The sequence below is a fragment of the Allorhizobium paknamense genome (genome assembly GCF_030815125.1).
In the GTDB taxonomy this organism is placed as follows: domain Bacteria; phylum Pseudomonadota; class Alphaproteobacteria; order Rhizobiales; family Rhizobiaceae; genus Allorhizobium; species Allorhizobium paknamense.
Genome location: NZ_JAUSWH010000008.1, coordinates 92410 through 105641, shown reverse-complemented (window position 1 = coordinate 105641; position 13232 = coordinate 92410). Strand labels below are relative to the sequence as shown.

Genomic DNA, 13232 nt, shown 5'->3' with positions numbered 1-13232 from the left:
AAATAAAGTGATTACGTCAAGCGACGCGACATTTTTTCAATTTGTACTGAAATATGATCGAGAGACGGCTGCGAGAGCAGCATGTCGTAATGTCCGAAAGGCACGCTGGAGACGCTGAGATCAGTGGCAAGCTTGCCCCACCCCATGTCCTCATGGATGTGGAATATCTCGTAAAGCGGATATTCCGATCGGATGAGATGCAACGGATAATCAACGGTCTCCGGCTGATGCGCCAGGATGATCGCAATATTGCGGTTCATTCCTTTTGCAAATTCCCGGTAAACCTTTGAAAAGCCGACCGTTGAGGTCGAGGCAGGAAGGCCGCCCTTCTCTATCAAACGGCTGCACATCAGCTCGATAAGTGCTTCCTCGGACAGGTTATGGGCATCGCTGCCTTCTATTTCCCAGTCCACCTGCTTCAGGACACGCATGTAATCGGTGAACCACCGAACAGTCACCACCTGGGTACGGCTGAGCCTGACCAGCCGATCCGGTTGCGTTCCATCCATCACATCATCGAAAAGCCGGGGGGCGATACTGTCGAGCAGGATCACGCCACAACTCGCATCATGCCGCCGCCTCGCCATTTCGGAGGCCAAAACGCCTCCGAAAGACCATCCCAACAGACAGATTCGTTTGGATTCCCAAAGCTCGCCCAATTCTTCGATCACCTCATCGGCAATTTCGGAAAGGATGGTCGATGGCAGATCGGACTTGCCGACCGCCGAGGCATAACGCCGATTGAGGGACAATTCCACGAGATGCCACGAATAGTCCGTCATCTGCGTTGCAAGCTGCATATAGCTGCGCGTTGGCATGCCACCCGGATGCACGCAGATAACGACCGTGTCGCTCTCATCGCGTCGAACCAGTTCCATGGCTGATTTTGGCAATGACATTGATAAAACCTCAAAATACGAAAGACAATTCGTTTAAGTGCGACACGAAAAAGCCTAAAACTGCAAAGAAAGAAAATATAATTAGGTGATAATATAGCTTATAAAATGTTTGGCTTGTTTATTGACTGCAGCAAAGCCCATCTATGAAGAGCGGCACAATTACCGGGGACATACGCGCACGAAAGCCTGCCGTTACTTTCGTAGCGTGCACTTTCTTTGCAAGGCCCTTCCGCAACGGCTTGAGACAAGGCAAAAAATCACCTTGGTCTCCCGCCAGAACCCGGGAGGCCTTGCATATGGCTTGAAGAGGTCAAGCAGGCCGATGCAGCATTCCAAGGAATGTCTGCGAACGGCGCCTTGTTACAACTCGCCGCGCTCGTGGAGATCTTTCAATTCAACGAGATAGGTCGAAAGTTTCTCAATGTTGGGGTGATACCACATGGCAGTCGGCGGGAGTTCAAAACCCAGCCACTGCTCCATCTCGCCCGCAAGGACGAGGGTTTCCGTGGAGTCGAGACCGAAGTCCGAGAACAGCTTGTGGAGGTCGATTTCCGATTCCGGAATTTCGAGCTTGTAAGCAAACTTTTCAACCAGCCAGTTCTTCGCTTCGGTTGCGGTGAAAGTCGTCGCAATATCGGACATGAATACCTCTTTTGGTCAAAAAATAATGGACGTTTAAATTTACCCGGCAGCAGGAAGACATAGCTTCACCGATTCCTGGACACAGAGATGCCCTGGTCCTTTGTGACGCCTTGCGCGCCCCTGCCGGAACGGTTTTTTACTTGACGGTCATGAACACGATTGCCGCAATGGCAAAAAGTGTTGAAATAACCCCAAGTACATTCCACCTCATCGCCAGACGCTCGAACTCCTGAGCAATGAGCCGGTAATCGGTCGCTGACCGAAGCAGCTGTCTCTGCTTGAACTGATTGGGAACAAGCCCGAGCAGCCAGATGAAACCAGAGACCGCAAAGCAACCAATGCCGTAAAGCAGCCAGGGCGTATCCAGGATCGACATGCCATAGCTGATCACCATGTAACCGCCGGAGCCGATCAGGATCGCCGCGCCGCCAAAGGTAAACAGAATGTCGGTAAGGATCACCAGATCGATGCCAAAGCGGAGTACATCAAGTGCCTTCCGCCGATCTGCCATCACTTTCCATACGGCAGTTACAATAATGTTTCCCAGAAACAGAACTGCAGCGATGACATGAATGATCTTGAAAATATCAGACATGATTGTCCCAACACCCTCGAATACCATCGATATCCTTGCAGCCGCCTGTTAAAACTCGCCGCTCGGAAACCCTCTACAGGAAGAGCATTCCGGCATTTATAACGAACCGGAAAGCCGACTGCTCCGCCCAGGCACCATCCGGATACAGATGCTCACTGCCTCCCATCCGGATGCGCCTTATTTTTTAAATTTTTGGAGCAGTCAGATTATTCAGGCGACGGCACTACCCGTTGAAGCAGCATGCCGCAGCACTGCATTTGCCGCCTGACGACCCGAATAAATGCCGCTTTCATGGAAAGCCACATAATCAGGACCAAGGTCACGGACCGCAAAATACGAACCGGCGAAATAGACCGGACCTTCGTCATTGATAGACGGAAGGCGATCCTGCATTGCCGCGCTTTCCACGGTAATGACCGGATGTTCGTAATCGAAGGTCTTGATGATTTTGGCCGGGTCGATCGGGATGGGACTTTCCAGCGAAACGAAATAGTCGTTCTCAGCCTCAAGCCCCTGAATAGAGTTCATGTGGTAAACCAGATAGGGACGCGGCTTACCCTCAATGTTCACCAGACCGTAGTTCCAGCTCTTCCAGCGCTCGCGCGGGATCGGCATCACGGACGCATCGGTATGCAGAACCGTATAGCACTTGTTGTATTCAAAGGCGCTGAGGATTTCCTTCTGCTTGGCGCTTGGAGCATCCAGCAAGGACAGAGCCTGATCGGCGTGTGTCGCGACAATCGCGTAGTCGAAAAACTTCACTTCGCCGCCAGCGTGCACTTCCACACCATTGTCCAACTGCCGGATTTTGGTGACGGCAGCGTTGTAGTTGGGCTTGTTCTTCAAAAGACTAACAACGATATCCACATAGCTTTTCGAGCCACCGCGAACGGACCACCATTTCACGCCGCGGCCACCAAGCCCATCCTTGCCGTGGTTGAGGAACATGCCAATAACCATGGCAGCCGGCGATTTCAGCGCGAGCTCGACCGGCACAGACCAGTAAGAGCAGGAAATCTGAATCATGTAGCCATTGATAAAGGAGTCGGTATAGCCATGCTCGCGGAGATAATCCTCAAGCGAAACCCGGCACTTACCTTCCATGATATGCCGGGGCGCTTCCCTCAGCAGACGACTGGCTTGCTCCCATACAGAAATAAATTCGGCATCATAATTTGCACGAATATAATCTTCGTCTTTTTCAAGCTCTTCTGTACCGTAATAGGTCTTCTTGTCCAGATCGAAGAAGTTATAACCACCGAAGTGATCATTCAAAGGAACGTTCAGCTCCTTGAAAAACTTGGAAAGTCTTGGGTAATTGGTCGGATTGAACACCATAAAACCGGTGTCAACACCGACAGACCCGTTCGACTCTTCCACAACAACGGTGCTGGCATGTCCGCCAGGCCGTCCGTCCTGCTCAAAAACATGAACGTCAAAATGGCTGTTCAACGTATAGGCCGCACTAAGACCCGAAATTCCAGACCCAATAATAGCAACAGACCGCAAGGCACGCCTCCAGTAAATGAATATCAATAACCTTTTATTTAGAATATTTTTATTTTTTGTTTTAGATTTTTATATCGCTAATAAGTGGTATAAACTCTTACACGCGATTAATAATTGAGTTTCATCATAAGTCTGCATCAACAACTGTCAAGTTGTCTTCGGTGAATTTAATGCAATTATTCATAGCACCCCAAAATTCCAGGGGTTGCACACCGCAGTCGCAGCATTCCCGCCTCGGTTGACATATAGCCTTCACATTCTTGATGATAATCAATACCCTACGCTTACCAACAAGCGAGTTTGTAGCACAATCCTGCCTATCTTCGCAGATCGCGGACACAAGGCCCCGGAGCGAGCAGAAAGACCAATCGATTTAAAAGGCCTTGCTGATCAACTGGATAGGATGAAAATGGGAGCGGATACACCTAATTGGCTCAAGCGGGCAAGGCGCAAGCGTTGGAAAGACACAGCAGGAACAATTCCCCAGCCCCGAGACCTCCGCCGGATGGTAAGTCAAAGCCTACATTTCTTCTATCCCGATTGGATTCGCGTGAAAAAATGATGTTCATGCTCAAGAAAAACTGGATGTAAATAGATAGAAGTTGAAACAAATCAACTCCATTGCCGGTAGAATATACAGGCAATGGAGCTTAACAAAGCATAATGTTACACGAGAATTCCGCGCATCGGCATCAGCTTTTCGGTTCCCGGAAATACAGTATTTGCAAGCACGTGGGCGTCCAGCCCGAACAGGTCCACACCGATGCCCTTGACAACTGCCCTTAAATCGGTCGTTGGCGCAAGATCGCGGGCCTGATAGAGCTGATTTTCCTTCAATCCCGGCCAGTCACACAGCACGCGGCCACCTTTGACACCTCCACCCACCAGAAATGCCGTTGTTGCCGTTCCGTGATCGGTCCCATCCGTGCCGTTTATGCGCGCCGTACGACCGAATTCGGTGGCCACGAGAATGACCGTGTCCTTCCACACCGGCCCCATTTCCTGTTCGAAGGCCGCAAAGCTCCGATCCAGACCGCGCAGCAGTTTCGAAAGACGTTCGGTTTCCTGCGCATGGGTGTCCCAGCCTTCGAAGGCGAGCGCCGCGATACGCGGCCCTTCAGGATGAGCCAGAAGCCGGGCTGCCCCCCGCGCCATCTGCTCCATGCCGTCCGGGTCACCCGGGCCACCCTTTGCCTTCATATCGAAACCAGAAGCGATCTTGCCAGTCGCCACGCCTTCCGCCAGCAGGGAAGCCAGCATCGGGTCGCGTTGGCCATAAAGATCGGCAAGGCGGGGCGCGAGATCAGGGTCGGCAGGCCTCAGCACCGATGGCGCCCAGCCGAGCAGCGGCGCCTTGCCACGAATCACCAGCGGCGCGGTTGTGCCCACGGCAAGCCCTCGGCTCCCCTGGATCGACCCCGGATCCAGGCTTTCTCCCTGCGGCAGCGCCTCCATCAGCCTGTTCAACCAGCCGGTTTCGACATGGCCCGGGGTGGGAAAGCCGGACTCCAGCACATCCTGCCCATCGAAATGCGACCGTTCGCGGTAGCCTGTCGCTGCGGCATGCACCGCAGCCGCCTGACCGGCGCGGAAAAGCCGCTGAAAGTTCGGCATGGAGGGATGAACGGCAAAGAAGCTGTCCAGCGGCAGGGCGGGCGTGTCGCCGTCGAGCCTCAGCGCGATATCGCCGCGCAGGCCTGCATAGTCCGGGTCGCCAATGGGCGGAACAGCCGTCAGGCCGTCCAGCGCTCCGCGCAGAATGATGGTGATGAATCGCGGATCCCGTCCCTGCGCAGCTGTCGCAAAACGCGGCAGGAAAGCCCAGGCAAACAGGGCACCGGAAGCGCCCAGGACGGCGCGGCGAGTAGGGTTGAGATTTTCGCACAGCATGATCAACGCCTCTGAAATTCGGGGGAAAGAAATGCGATGGAAAGGCCCTGCGGCTTGGTTTCGGCGCGCGCCACAGCCGTCAACGTCTCCTGGGAGGCGAGCGGCCCCAGCCGGTCGGCGGCAAATTCACGCGGATCGATACCCCCTCCGACCTGATGGGCGAAAAGGCTGGCGGCATCCATGCGCGTTGCGAGCCCCTCGGATGAGGCCCAGCCGTCGCTGACGTCGGAAAATCCATTCGGTCCTGAGGGGTCCCAGAGCGGCTGGCCCAGTGCCTTGAGCATGGACACCACCTGTTCCGGCTTCGGACGGAGGCCCGCTGCCCGGATCATTGCCACGACATAATCCATCGGCTGACGCAGTTTGCTCTGATCAGCTTGCCAGGAAAGGTCGTTATCGATCATCGCGCGATAAACCTCGGAAAGGTTGCCGTCACTTTTGGTGTAGGCGGCGGCCATGCTGGCCACCAATGCCTCCGGCGGCTGGTCGGCCACGAAATGGCGCGCGAGTTTCAGGCAGAGATGGCGCGCGGTGGCCGGATGTCTGGCGAGATCGGCAAGAACACGCCTGCCCTGCTCAAACCCGCCTTCGGCATAGGTCACGCCCATCACCGCATGGTCACCGGGCTCATGCATCCCGGGATTGAAGCCGAAAACGCCGGGGGTTGCTGCCTTGGCGGACCGTGTGAATGTCCAGCCGGTAATGATACGGGAAAGCGATGTGACATCCGCCTGACTATAGCCGCCATTCACGCCCAGCGTGTGCAGTTCCATGATTTCACGCGCCAGATTTTCGTTCAGGCCACGCTTGCCCTTTTGCCCGGCAGGGGAGTTCGGTCCCACGGACTGCTGGTTGTCGAGAAAGACCAACATGGCGGGATGCGTCTCCACCGCCATCAGCATTTCGTCAAACCGACCGAACAGATGCGGGCGGATCGCCTCACGTTCAAAGGCACCGGCCAGGATATGGACCTCACCGCCCTTGCTGATTGCCACGGAGAAATGGTTGGCCCAGAACATGGCCAGCCTTTCTCCGAAACCGATCAGCGGCTGATGAATGGTTCCGGAAAACCGGGCCTCGGCCTCCGCCAGCAAGATCTGCTGCGGAAAATAAGGCCGCTTGCTCACGGGCATATCCTGCGGCTTTGCCATCATCGGCGGCCCTTGCATGGCATTTCCGCCATCCCCGCCGGCGGGCGCCATTGCCTTCATGTCTGCCGTGGTGGCGCTGGCCGTGACAGCCGCCGCCTGACTACGCTCCCGCTCCCGCTCCGCCTTTACTTCATCCTGGTAGACGTAAAGGGCCGAAAGCAGCGCCGGGGTCGATTGCAGCTTGGCGCCCACAGGTACGGGAACGGCGCGTTCATTGATTTCTTCCCGCAGAAGATCACGCGCGTCATCCTTGATCGCAGCGAGATCACCCTGACGTGCCCCCAGTCCAAAGCGCCAGAGGGCGAGCGCGGCATCCACTTCCTTTGAATTGGTCATGTTTGTTGTGGTCATGGCCGATTGAAACTCCGTTTCTCAATCGGCCATTCAACGGGCGCAAGCGACAAATCCGTCGCTTTTGGAATGTGATCATTTCGTGGCAGGCGGCTTGGGCGCCTCCCGTTCGATCAACCCCTCCGAAAGCCTGCGGCGCTGATCGAGCGTCAGGTTGGCGACAAAATCGACAGCCCTTTGCTCCACCCCCTGACGCAAGGCAAGCTCCGCATCCCGGGCCCGTTTCAATGCGTCCGCAAGTGCTACCTTGTTGAGATCCGGCTGACCCATCAGAGAAGCGGCCTCAATTCGGGCCTGGCGCGCCTCCAGCCCAAGAGAGCGCAGTTTACGGCGCTCATCGGCCAGCGCGCCCTGAAAGGCGGTCTTGTCATCGCCGGACAATTGCTCCCCGGCCAGCGGAAGGCGCGAAACGGGCAAGGGTGGATCCTGCTGAATGTAAAATATCCCCGCCCCGGCAAGCGCCGAAATCAGGAAGGTATTGAAAACGAGAAGACCAAGCACCAGACGCCGGAAACCACTCTCCGTCATGGCGTTTCTCCTGCTGCATCATTTTGAACGATACCGAAAGCCGTCACCGGATCCTCGCCATACAGTCCCTGCTGTGGCGTAATCACCGCCACGGCGACAGCTCCTGAAAGTCCGCCAGCCAGCCCCACCGCCAGAACACCCATGCCGATCCACCAGCGGCGCCAGCGTCTGCGCCAGGCAAACTGCTGCTCTCCCTTGCGGATAATGGTCTCTGTCAGCGCCTGGGTGGGAGAAAAGCGGGCTGCGGACATCAACAGCGCGTCAAACTGATGCGTTTCCTCCAGCAGGTCCGTCACGTCATGCTCTGCCGCGAAAGCCCGGGCTGAAGCCCGGTATTCCTCCGGCCAGCGGAAAAAATCGGCTCCGTAAGCTTCGGTCAGTTGCCGGAAACGGGACAAGTTCATCTCCTCGCTCATCATACATCACTCTCCTTGTCCAAATCCTCGTCGTCTCGCTGCAGCAGCCCTTGCAGGGAGCGCCTTCCCCTTGAAAGCAGGCTTTCCAAAGCCTCCACCGTGATATTCATGGCCTCGGCCGCATCGCGGTTCGAAAGGTCCTGATAATAAACCAGCACGATCGCCTCTCTTTGCCTTGGCGCGATACGTTGCAGCGCTGCCTGCATACGCCGCTCATCGCTGTCCTGTCCCAGGAGATGCGCATCCGGCAAGGGGCCTTCATCCACCTGTTCCGGCGGGAGCGCCATGGGCCGTTCGCGGCGCTTGCGCAGCCGGTCATAACACAGGTTCAACGTCACGCGATGCATCCAGGTGTCGAACCGGGCCTGTCCAGGCTTCCATTTTGGCGCATGACGCCAGATACGCAGAAAGGTCTCCTGGGCAACATCCTCTGCCTCTGCTGCATCGCCCAAAACATGCCGGGCGAGTGACAGAACGCGAGGCAGTTTCCGCTCCACCATACGGCGAAGAGCTGCCGCATCCCCCTCCCCGACGGCCTTCACCAGGTCGATGTCAGGATCTTTCTGCATCAGTTCATGCGGCATGACGCAGGCGCTCCGGACTGTTGTCTCGTTCCAATGACAAGAGCGCTCAAACCTCTCCCCGAGCAAAGTGAGACGATGACTTTTAGAGCATTTCCAGGAAAAGCGTAGTTGCGGTTTAACGGATAAAAGCCGGAAATCCGTCGCTGGACCACATGCTTTTTTTTGTAAGGTCTTTGACTTTTATCACGAAAAGACAGACGCGGGATTGGAAAAGGATCAGCGCAATTGCTTCACGAGATCCAGGGCTTCTTCGGTCAAGATCAGTTTCCGCTCCGCCTGGTGCAGTTCCTGGCGTGCTGCGGCAAGATCATCCTGACGCGCCAGCAAAGCCGCCTGCAATTGAAGCCGGTCTTGATGACAATCCAGCTCCCGCGCGCGGCAAACCTCCTGCCTTGCAGCCAGGTTTTTCAGGCTTTCACCGGAAAAGCTGATGCCAGCCTCGGCCATATGACCCAAGCCCGCCTCATCAAGCGCTTGCGCTGCCTTTTCCGTTTCCGTCTGATTGTGTTGAACGGCAAGAGCCGTCTCCTGCAAAGCCCTTTCTGCAACGGAAAAGGCACGGCGGCGATTATCCGCCCTTGAGCGGCGGATCTTCAGTAAAGCCTGCCATTCAGCCTCAAATCCCATGCTCAGCTCTGGCTTCCGGGTTTCACGACCTGAACATGTCCACTGCGAATAACCTGAATATCCCGATCATCGGGCCGGCTCAGCACCTCTGCGATGGCTTTCACCACCGTATCAGGGCCACGCAGAACGATCATCCCGCTGGCCTTATCCTTCTGCAGCGCATCCTCAGGAAGTACCGGATAGAGCGCTCTGACGAGACTTTGCGCACTGTTCCAATTCATCATATGGCCATCGAAAAGCCGGGTGGAAAGATTGTCCCTCGCCGCAACGATGATGCGGCTGCCATCATAGGCCACGAAAAGCCGATAATCGGCGCCCAGGCGCGCGAAAGCGTCCAGCCCCCCGGCAGCCTCCAGTGTCCAGCCCTCCACACGGCCATCGAGTGTTCCAACGACGCTCACCGGTAGGCCGGACATATAGGAAAGCGTATCGACCACCTCCCGCAGCGGCTCCGAAATCACCTTTAGTCGCAAAGTTTCCGGTTCCGCATACATCGGACGAGCCTGAAAGATCGCAACGGCAGCAAGAAAGACTGTCAGGACACTACGCATGGATCATGCTCCGTTAAATACAGAAGCCTTGTACAGGCAGCCCGTAAAAATGTGAAGAAGATGGTCAATAAATGGTAAACGCTAATATTCAGAAATCAATGAATTAATAATATAACAAATAACGTCGTCAAGACTGTCATGTTTCTTTTAAAAACGAAGTTTAGAAAATTATATGTTTACCAATATTTAACCAGGCAGTTGAAATTTATTCTGAAATAAATAAGCTCTCAACTGCCACAGCACAGAGGAGCTACTCTATGGCGACATCAACAAACAACAGTTCAACTTCTACGCTTGATGCGGGCGTCTCTTCGGCGATCAGCCAGTTCAAATCGGCTCAAAATGAAGCAACTGAGCAAAGCTTGAAGGTTGCAACAGAGATCACCAAGATCAACGGCGTTGCCAACGCCATCAAGAAGATCAGCCCCGGCTGATATCTGGCATGGCGGAGCATTTCCGGATGTTCCGCCTTCCTTTTCATTAGAAAATCACCGTCGAGCCGCGTTCAACTTCATTTGGACTGTTTAAATCCATGCCCTCTGCTTTTGTCAGCCCTCTTCCAGGCAGGATCACGTCCGCGGTTTCCGCCGCGTCCGGTACAGTCGTGCCTTCCATGTCCGAACAATTGCTGATCCACCGGCAGGGGCGCGAAAGCCGCTTTACCCTTGAGGCGGACCGGCTCGTCATAGGTGGCAGCGCAGACTGTGACATTGTCATCATTGGCATTGCATCGGCACAGACCTTCCTGATGCAGCGCGCCGATAACGGCCAGACCTGGAATGTCGAAGCATTGCAGGACGGCGTTATGCTCGATGGGCATTTGTTGAAGCCTGGAGAACCAGCGGCATGGCCTATCGGTGCAGCACTGTCCTTTCAGGATGTGGAATGCAGGCTACCTGCCTCAGGCTTCCATCAAAAAGGCAGAGGTTTCAGAAAGAAGCGGCATGTCATGGCGGCCTGCTTGCTGTTTACCGCCGCGCTGCTCCTGCTTGCGGGCACCCTCAGCGGACCGGATGATACGCCACAGCGCCAGATCATGCCTATCGCGTCATCTCGTGAAGATCTCCCTGCCAGCGCCGTGGCTGCGGAAATCAGCCAGTCGCTGCGTTTGGCCCACTTACCCGATCAGGTCACGGTAGAGACGGCAGAGGACCGCATCACCATCGGTCGACCCGACGTGAGACTGCGCCTTGAGGACAAGGCCCGCCTTGCCGACATCATCAGGACCATTTCGCGCCGAAGCCCGCTGCCGGTCGTCGACCAGACGCAATTGACCTCCGGCTTGCAGGGTTTCGTGGCAGCAGTTGGCTATCAACCCATGAAATTCATCGTCGGCACCGATGGCAAGCGCTACCGGGAGGGCGATCTTCTGCCAGGCGGCTGGCGGTTGCAGGCCATTCAGGATCAGGCCATTCGCCTTGCCCACGAAGCCTCGGTCGAGCTCGTTCCATTCGGCAGGACGCAGGGCTCTGCAGACACCAATGTCAGCCTGCGCCTGATGCCCCACCCCGAACAGGCGAGGCTCCGCTGATGCGCACATCGTCCAAAACCCTTGAAGCCCTCTCGCGCCGGACCGACGTGCTGTTCGCCGTCTTCTTCGTGGTCATGGTCTCGATGATGGTGCTGCCATTGCCGCCGCTCCTGATCGATATCCTAATCGCCTTCAACCTGTCCTTCGCGCTGGTGGTGCTGATCACCACGCTTTACCTCAAGAACGTGCTGGAAATTTCCACCTTTCCGGCTGTCATCCTCATTGCCACCGTCTTCCGTCTGGCCCTGACGATTTCCTCCACCCGGCTGGTGCTGGCCGAAGGTCACGCCGGGGATATCATTCACGCCTTCGGTTCTGTCGTCGTTGCCGGAAATCTGGTCGTCGGGCTGGTGGTGTTCCTGATCGTCGCCCTGGTTCAGTTCATCGTCGTCACCAAAGGCGCGGAGCGCATCGCCGAAGTTGGTGCGCGTTTCACGCTGGACGCCATGCCCGGCAAACAGCTTGCCATCGACAGCGACCTGCGCAATGGCCACATCACGGCGGAGGCTGCGCAAAAAAGACGCCAGCAACTGGAAAAGGAAAGCCAGTTTTTCGGCGCGATGGACGGCGCGCTGCGCTTTGTGAAGGGCGATGCCATCGCCGGTCTCGTGGTGGTTGCCGTCAATCTGATCGGCGGCCTTGCCATCGGCATTTTTCAGCACGGCATGTCCTTCTCGCAGTCAGCCCATCTCTATTCGCTGCTGTCCATTGGCGACGGGTTGGTGTCGCAAATCCCCTCCATGCTGATGGCAGTGGCCGCAGGTGCGGTTGTCACCCGCGTTGCGGATGAAAGCAGCGGCAGTCTCGGTTCCGATATCGGGCGGCAATTGTCCAGACACCCCCGTGCCCTGGGCGTTGCGGCTTTTCTGTTACTGGGGCTCGGCGTGGTTCCAGGCTTCCCCGCCGCCGTCCTGCTGCCGATCGGCCTGCTGCTGGCAGCCGCCGCAGGCATGACAGCCTATCGGCGGAGACAGGCCGAGCTACGACCGGGCTGGCAACCGCCCGCGAATGAAGACCCGGCGCAGCAGCACCAGCCTCTGGATCGCGCCAAATACGGCGATCCGGTCATGGCGACCCTGTCACCCAACGCCTTTCTCCGTCTGGACGCTGCCAATCTCGGGGCGGAGATCGAAAGCCGTATCCGGCGCGCGGCAAGAATTGCAGGCGTGGCCGTGACGGTGCCCACCTTCAACATCGATGAACGCATGGGCGACAACCTGATCCATGTGCAGGTGGAAAATGTTCCGGCAGGCCTGATCCGCTGCGAAGAAGGCCGGTCCATAGACCTCATTGCCGAGGATATGGTGCGGATCGTCCGCCGCCATGTCGGAGCGATCTTCAGCGTCGACGATGCCGCACAATGGCTGACGGGCCTGGAGCCACGGCTTGGAAAGCTGGCCGCAGATGTGCGGGCTCAGGTTCCGCCTCTCACCATCGTAGCGGTGGTGCGCCGTCTCCTGGATGCCGGTGTGACGCTCTCGCAGCCGCGCAGTCTGCTTGAAGTTTTGCTCAGCGACGCCGGTGCGCTTGAACCGGACGCCCTTGCCGAAAAGGCGCGCGACAGGCTGAGCCACCAGATCGCCTACGCTCTTCTGGATCGGAACGGCGTCCTGCCCACTCTGGCGCTGTCGCCGGACTGGGAGCGCTTTCTGGCTGATCCCGATAGCAAGAACCGGCTGAACAGCCGGGCGCAACACTTGGCCGATCAGGTTCGCAAAGCGCTGGAAGAGGCCAATCAGCGCGGCGTCGATCCGGTCTTGGTGGTGGCAAGCCATGTGCGGATAGCTGCCCAGTCCATGCTGGCTGGACGGAATTGCATCATCCCCGTGCTGGCGGTGGATGAGATCGAACAGGACATCACCTGCCAGATCGTCGCGACGATCGGCAGAGGCAGTGAGCGTGCAGCCTGACCCTTTGCGGGCAGGTGAAGGATAACAACGGCCGGGGACTGGCCTCAA

At 56.7% G+C, this 13232-nt stretch carries 15 protein-coding genes; 3 read left to right on the top strand and 12 right to left on the bottom strand.

All coding sequences use genetic code 11. The features are described from left to right. Positions 1–11: 11 nt before the first annotated feature. From QO005_RS13660 to QO005_RS13610, 11 genes are all read right to left on the bottom strand, one after another. A complete protein-coding gene (locus tag QO005_RS13660; RefSeq protein WP_307158604.1) occupies positions 12–878 on the bottom strand; it encodes a thioesterase domain-containing protein in 867 nt (288 codons plus the stop codon). 381 nt (positions 879–1259) lie between these two features. After that, on the bottom strand, positions 1260–1541 hold the full coding sequence (locus QO005_RS13655; protein WP_307158603.1) for an acyl carrier protein: 282 nt from the start codon (positions 1539–1541) through the stop codon (positions 1260–1262). A gap of 136 nt (positions 1542–1677) precedes the next feature. Then, on the bottom strand, positions 1678–2136 hold the full coding sequence (locus QO005_RS13650) for a DUF2269 family protein (RefSeq protein WP_307158602.1): 459 nt from the start codon (positions 2134–2136) through the stop codon (positions 1678–1680). Positions 2137–2346: 210 nt separating this feature from the next. Further along, the gene (locus tag QO005_RS13645) at positions 2347–3645 is read right to left on the bottom strand and encodes an NAD(P)/FAD-dependent oxidoreductase (protein WP_307158601.1); all 1299 of its coding nucleotides are present in this window, start codon (positions 3643–3645) and stop codon (positions 2347–2349) included. Positions 3646–4311: 666 nt separating this feature from the next. Beyond that, on the bottom strand, positions 4312–5535 hold the full coding sequence (locus QO005_RS13640; RefSeq protein WP_307158600.1) for a DUF1501 domain-containing protein: 1224 nt from the start codon (positions 5533–5535) through the stop codon (positions 4312–4314). Positions 5536–5537: 2 nt separating this feature from the next. After that, the gene (locus QO005_RS13635; protein ID WP_307158599.1) at positions 5538–7037 is read right to left on the bottom strand and encodes a DUF1800 domain-containing protein; all 1500 of its coding nucleotides are present in this window, start codon (positions 7035–7037) and stop codon (positions 5538–5540) included. Positions 7038–7112: 75 nt separating this feature from the next. Then, positions 7113–7565 (bottom strand): periplasmic heavy metal sensor, encoded by a 453-nt coding sequence (locus QO005_RS13630; protein WP_307158598.1) that lies wholly within the window; start codon positions 7563–7565, stop codon positions 7113–7115. Continuing rightward, positions 7562–7969: a hypothetical protein gene (locus tag QO005_RS13625; RefSeq protein ID WP_307158597.1), complete on the bottom strand. Its 408-nt coding sequence runs from the start codon at positions 7967–7969 to the stop codon at positions 7562–7564. Before QO005_RS13625 ends, QO005_RS13630 begins: the two co-directional genes overlap by 4 nt. A gap of 11 nt (positions 7970–7980) precedes the next feature. Continuing rightward, positions 7981–8565 carry an RNA polymerase sigma factor gene (locus QO005_RS13620; RefSeq protein ID WP_307158596.1) on the bottom strand — a complete coding sequence of 195 codons (585 nt, stop codon included), beginning with the start codon at positions 8563–8565 and terminating at the stop codon, positions 7981–7983. A gap of 216 nt (positions 8566–8781) precedes the next feature. After that, positions 8782–9192 (bottom strand): hypothetical protein, encoded by a 411-nt coding sequence (locus tag QO005_RS13615; RefSeq protein ID WP_307158595.1) that lies wholly within the window; start codon positions 9190–9192, stop codon positions 8782–8784. Between the two features lie 2 nt (positions 9193–9194). Further along, on the bottom strand, positions 9195–9743 hold the full coding sequence (locus tag QO005_RS13610) for a hypothetical protein (protein WP_307158594.1): 549 nt from the start codon (positions 9741–9743) through the stop codon (positions 9195–9197). A 257-nt stretch (positions 9744–10000) separates the two neighbouring features. Between QO005_RS13610 and QO005_RS13605 the strand changes: the two genes are divergently transcribed. Then, entirely contained in the window at positions 10001–10177 is a 177-nt protein-coding gene (locus QO005_RS13605; RefSeq protein WP_307158593.1) for a hypothetical protein, read from the top strand. 46 nt (positions 10178–10223) lie between these two features. Here QO005_RS13605 and QO005_RS13600 read toward each other — a convergent pair whose 3' ends face one another. After that, the gene (locus QO005_RS13600) at positions 10224–10358 is read right to left on the bottom strand and encodes a hypothetical protein (protein ID WP_307158592.1); all 135 of its coding nucleotides are present in this window, start codon (positions 10356–10358) and stop codon (positions 10224–10226) included. Between QO005_RS13600 and QO005_RS13595 the strand changes: the two genes are divergently transcribed. After that, positions 10357–11274, top strand: coding sequence for a SctD/MshK family protein (locus tag QO005_RS13595; RefSeq protein WP_307158591.1), 918 nt, complete (start codon positions 10357–10359; stop codon positions 11272–11274). The two genes, QO005_RS13600 and QO005_RS13595, sit on opposite strands and share 2 nt — an antisense overlap. Beyond that, on the top strand, positions 11274–13184 hold the full coding sequence (locus QO005_RS13590; RefSeq protein WP_307158590.1) for a flagellar biosynthesis protein FlhA: 1911 nt from the start codon (positions 11274–11276) through the stop codon (positions 13182–13184). Before QO005_RS13595 ends, QO005_RS13590 begins: the two co-directional genes overlap by 1 nt. Positions 13185–13232: the final 48 nt, after the last annotated feature.

Excerpts from the sequence above, each read along its gene's own strand:
- QO005_RS13660 (WP_307158604.1), bottom strand. The coding sequence starts at position 878 with ATGGAACTGGTTCGACGCGATGAGAGCGACACGGTCGTTATCTGCGTG.
- QO005_RS13655 (WP_307158603.1), bottom strand. The coding sequence starts at position 1,541 with ATGTCCGATATTGCGACGACTTTCACCGCAACCGAAGCGAAGAACTGG.
- QO005_RS13650 (WP_307158602.1), bottom strand. The coding sequence starts at position 2,136 with ATGTCTGATATTTTCAAGATCATTCATGTCATCGCTGCAGTTCTGTTT.
- QO005_RS13640 (WP_307158600.1), bottom strand. The coding sequence starts at position 5,535 with ATGCTGTGCGAAAATCTCAACCCTACTCGCCGCGCCGTCCTGGGCGCT.
- QO005_RS13635 (WP_307158599.1), bottom strand. The coding sequence starts at position 7,037 with ATGACCACAACAAACATGACCAATTCAAAGGAAGTGGATGCCGCGCTC.
- QO005_RS13630 (WP_307158598.1), bottom strand. The coding sequence starts at position 7,565 with ATGACGGAGAGTGGTTTCCGGCGTCTGGTGCTTGGTCTTCTCGTTTTC.
- QO005_RS13625 (WP_307158597.1), bottom strand. The coding sequence starts at position 7,969 with ATGAACTTGTCCCGTTTCCGGCAACTGACCGAAGCTTACGGAGCCGAT.
- QO005_RS13620 (WP_307158596.1), bottom strand. The coding sequence starts at position 8,565 with ATGCCGCATGAACTGATGCAGAAAGATCCTGACATCGACCTGGTGAAG.
- QO005_RS13615 (WP_307158595.1), bottom strand. The coding sequence starts at position 9,192 with ATGGGATTTGAGGCTGAATGGCAGGCTTTACTGAAGATCCGCCGCTCA.
- QO005_RS13610 (WP_307158594.1), bottom strand. The coding sequence starts at position 9,743 with ATGCGTAGTGTCCTGACAGTCTTTCTTGCTGCCGTTGCGATCTTTCAG.
- QO005_RS13605 (WP_307158593.1), top strand. The coding sequence starts at position 10,001 with ATGGCGACATCAACAAACAACAGTTCAACTTCTACGCTTGATGCGGGC.
- QO005_RS13595 (WP_307158591.1), top strand. The coding sequence starts at position 10,357 with ATGTCCGAACAATTGCTGATCCACCGGCAGGGGCGCGAAAGCCGCTTT.
- QO005_RS13600 (WP_307158592.1), bottom strand. The coding sequence starts at position 10,358 with ATGGAAGGCACGACTGTACCGGACGCGGCGGAAACCGCGGACGTGATC.
- QO005_RS13590 (WP_307158590.1), top strand. The coding sequence starts at position 11,274 with ATGCGCACATCGTCCAAAACCCTTGAAGCCCTCTCGCGCCGGACCGAC.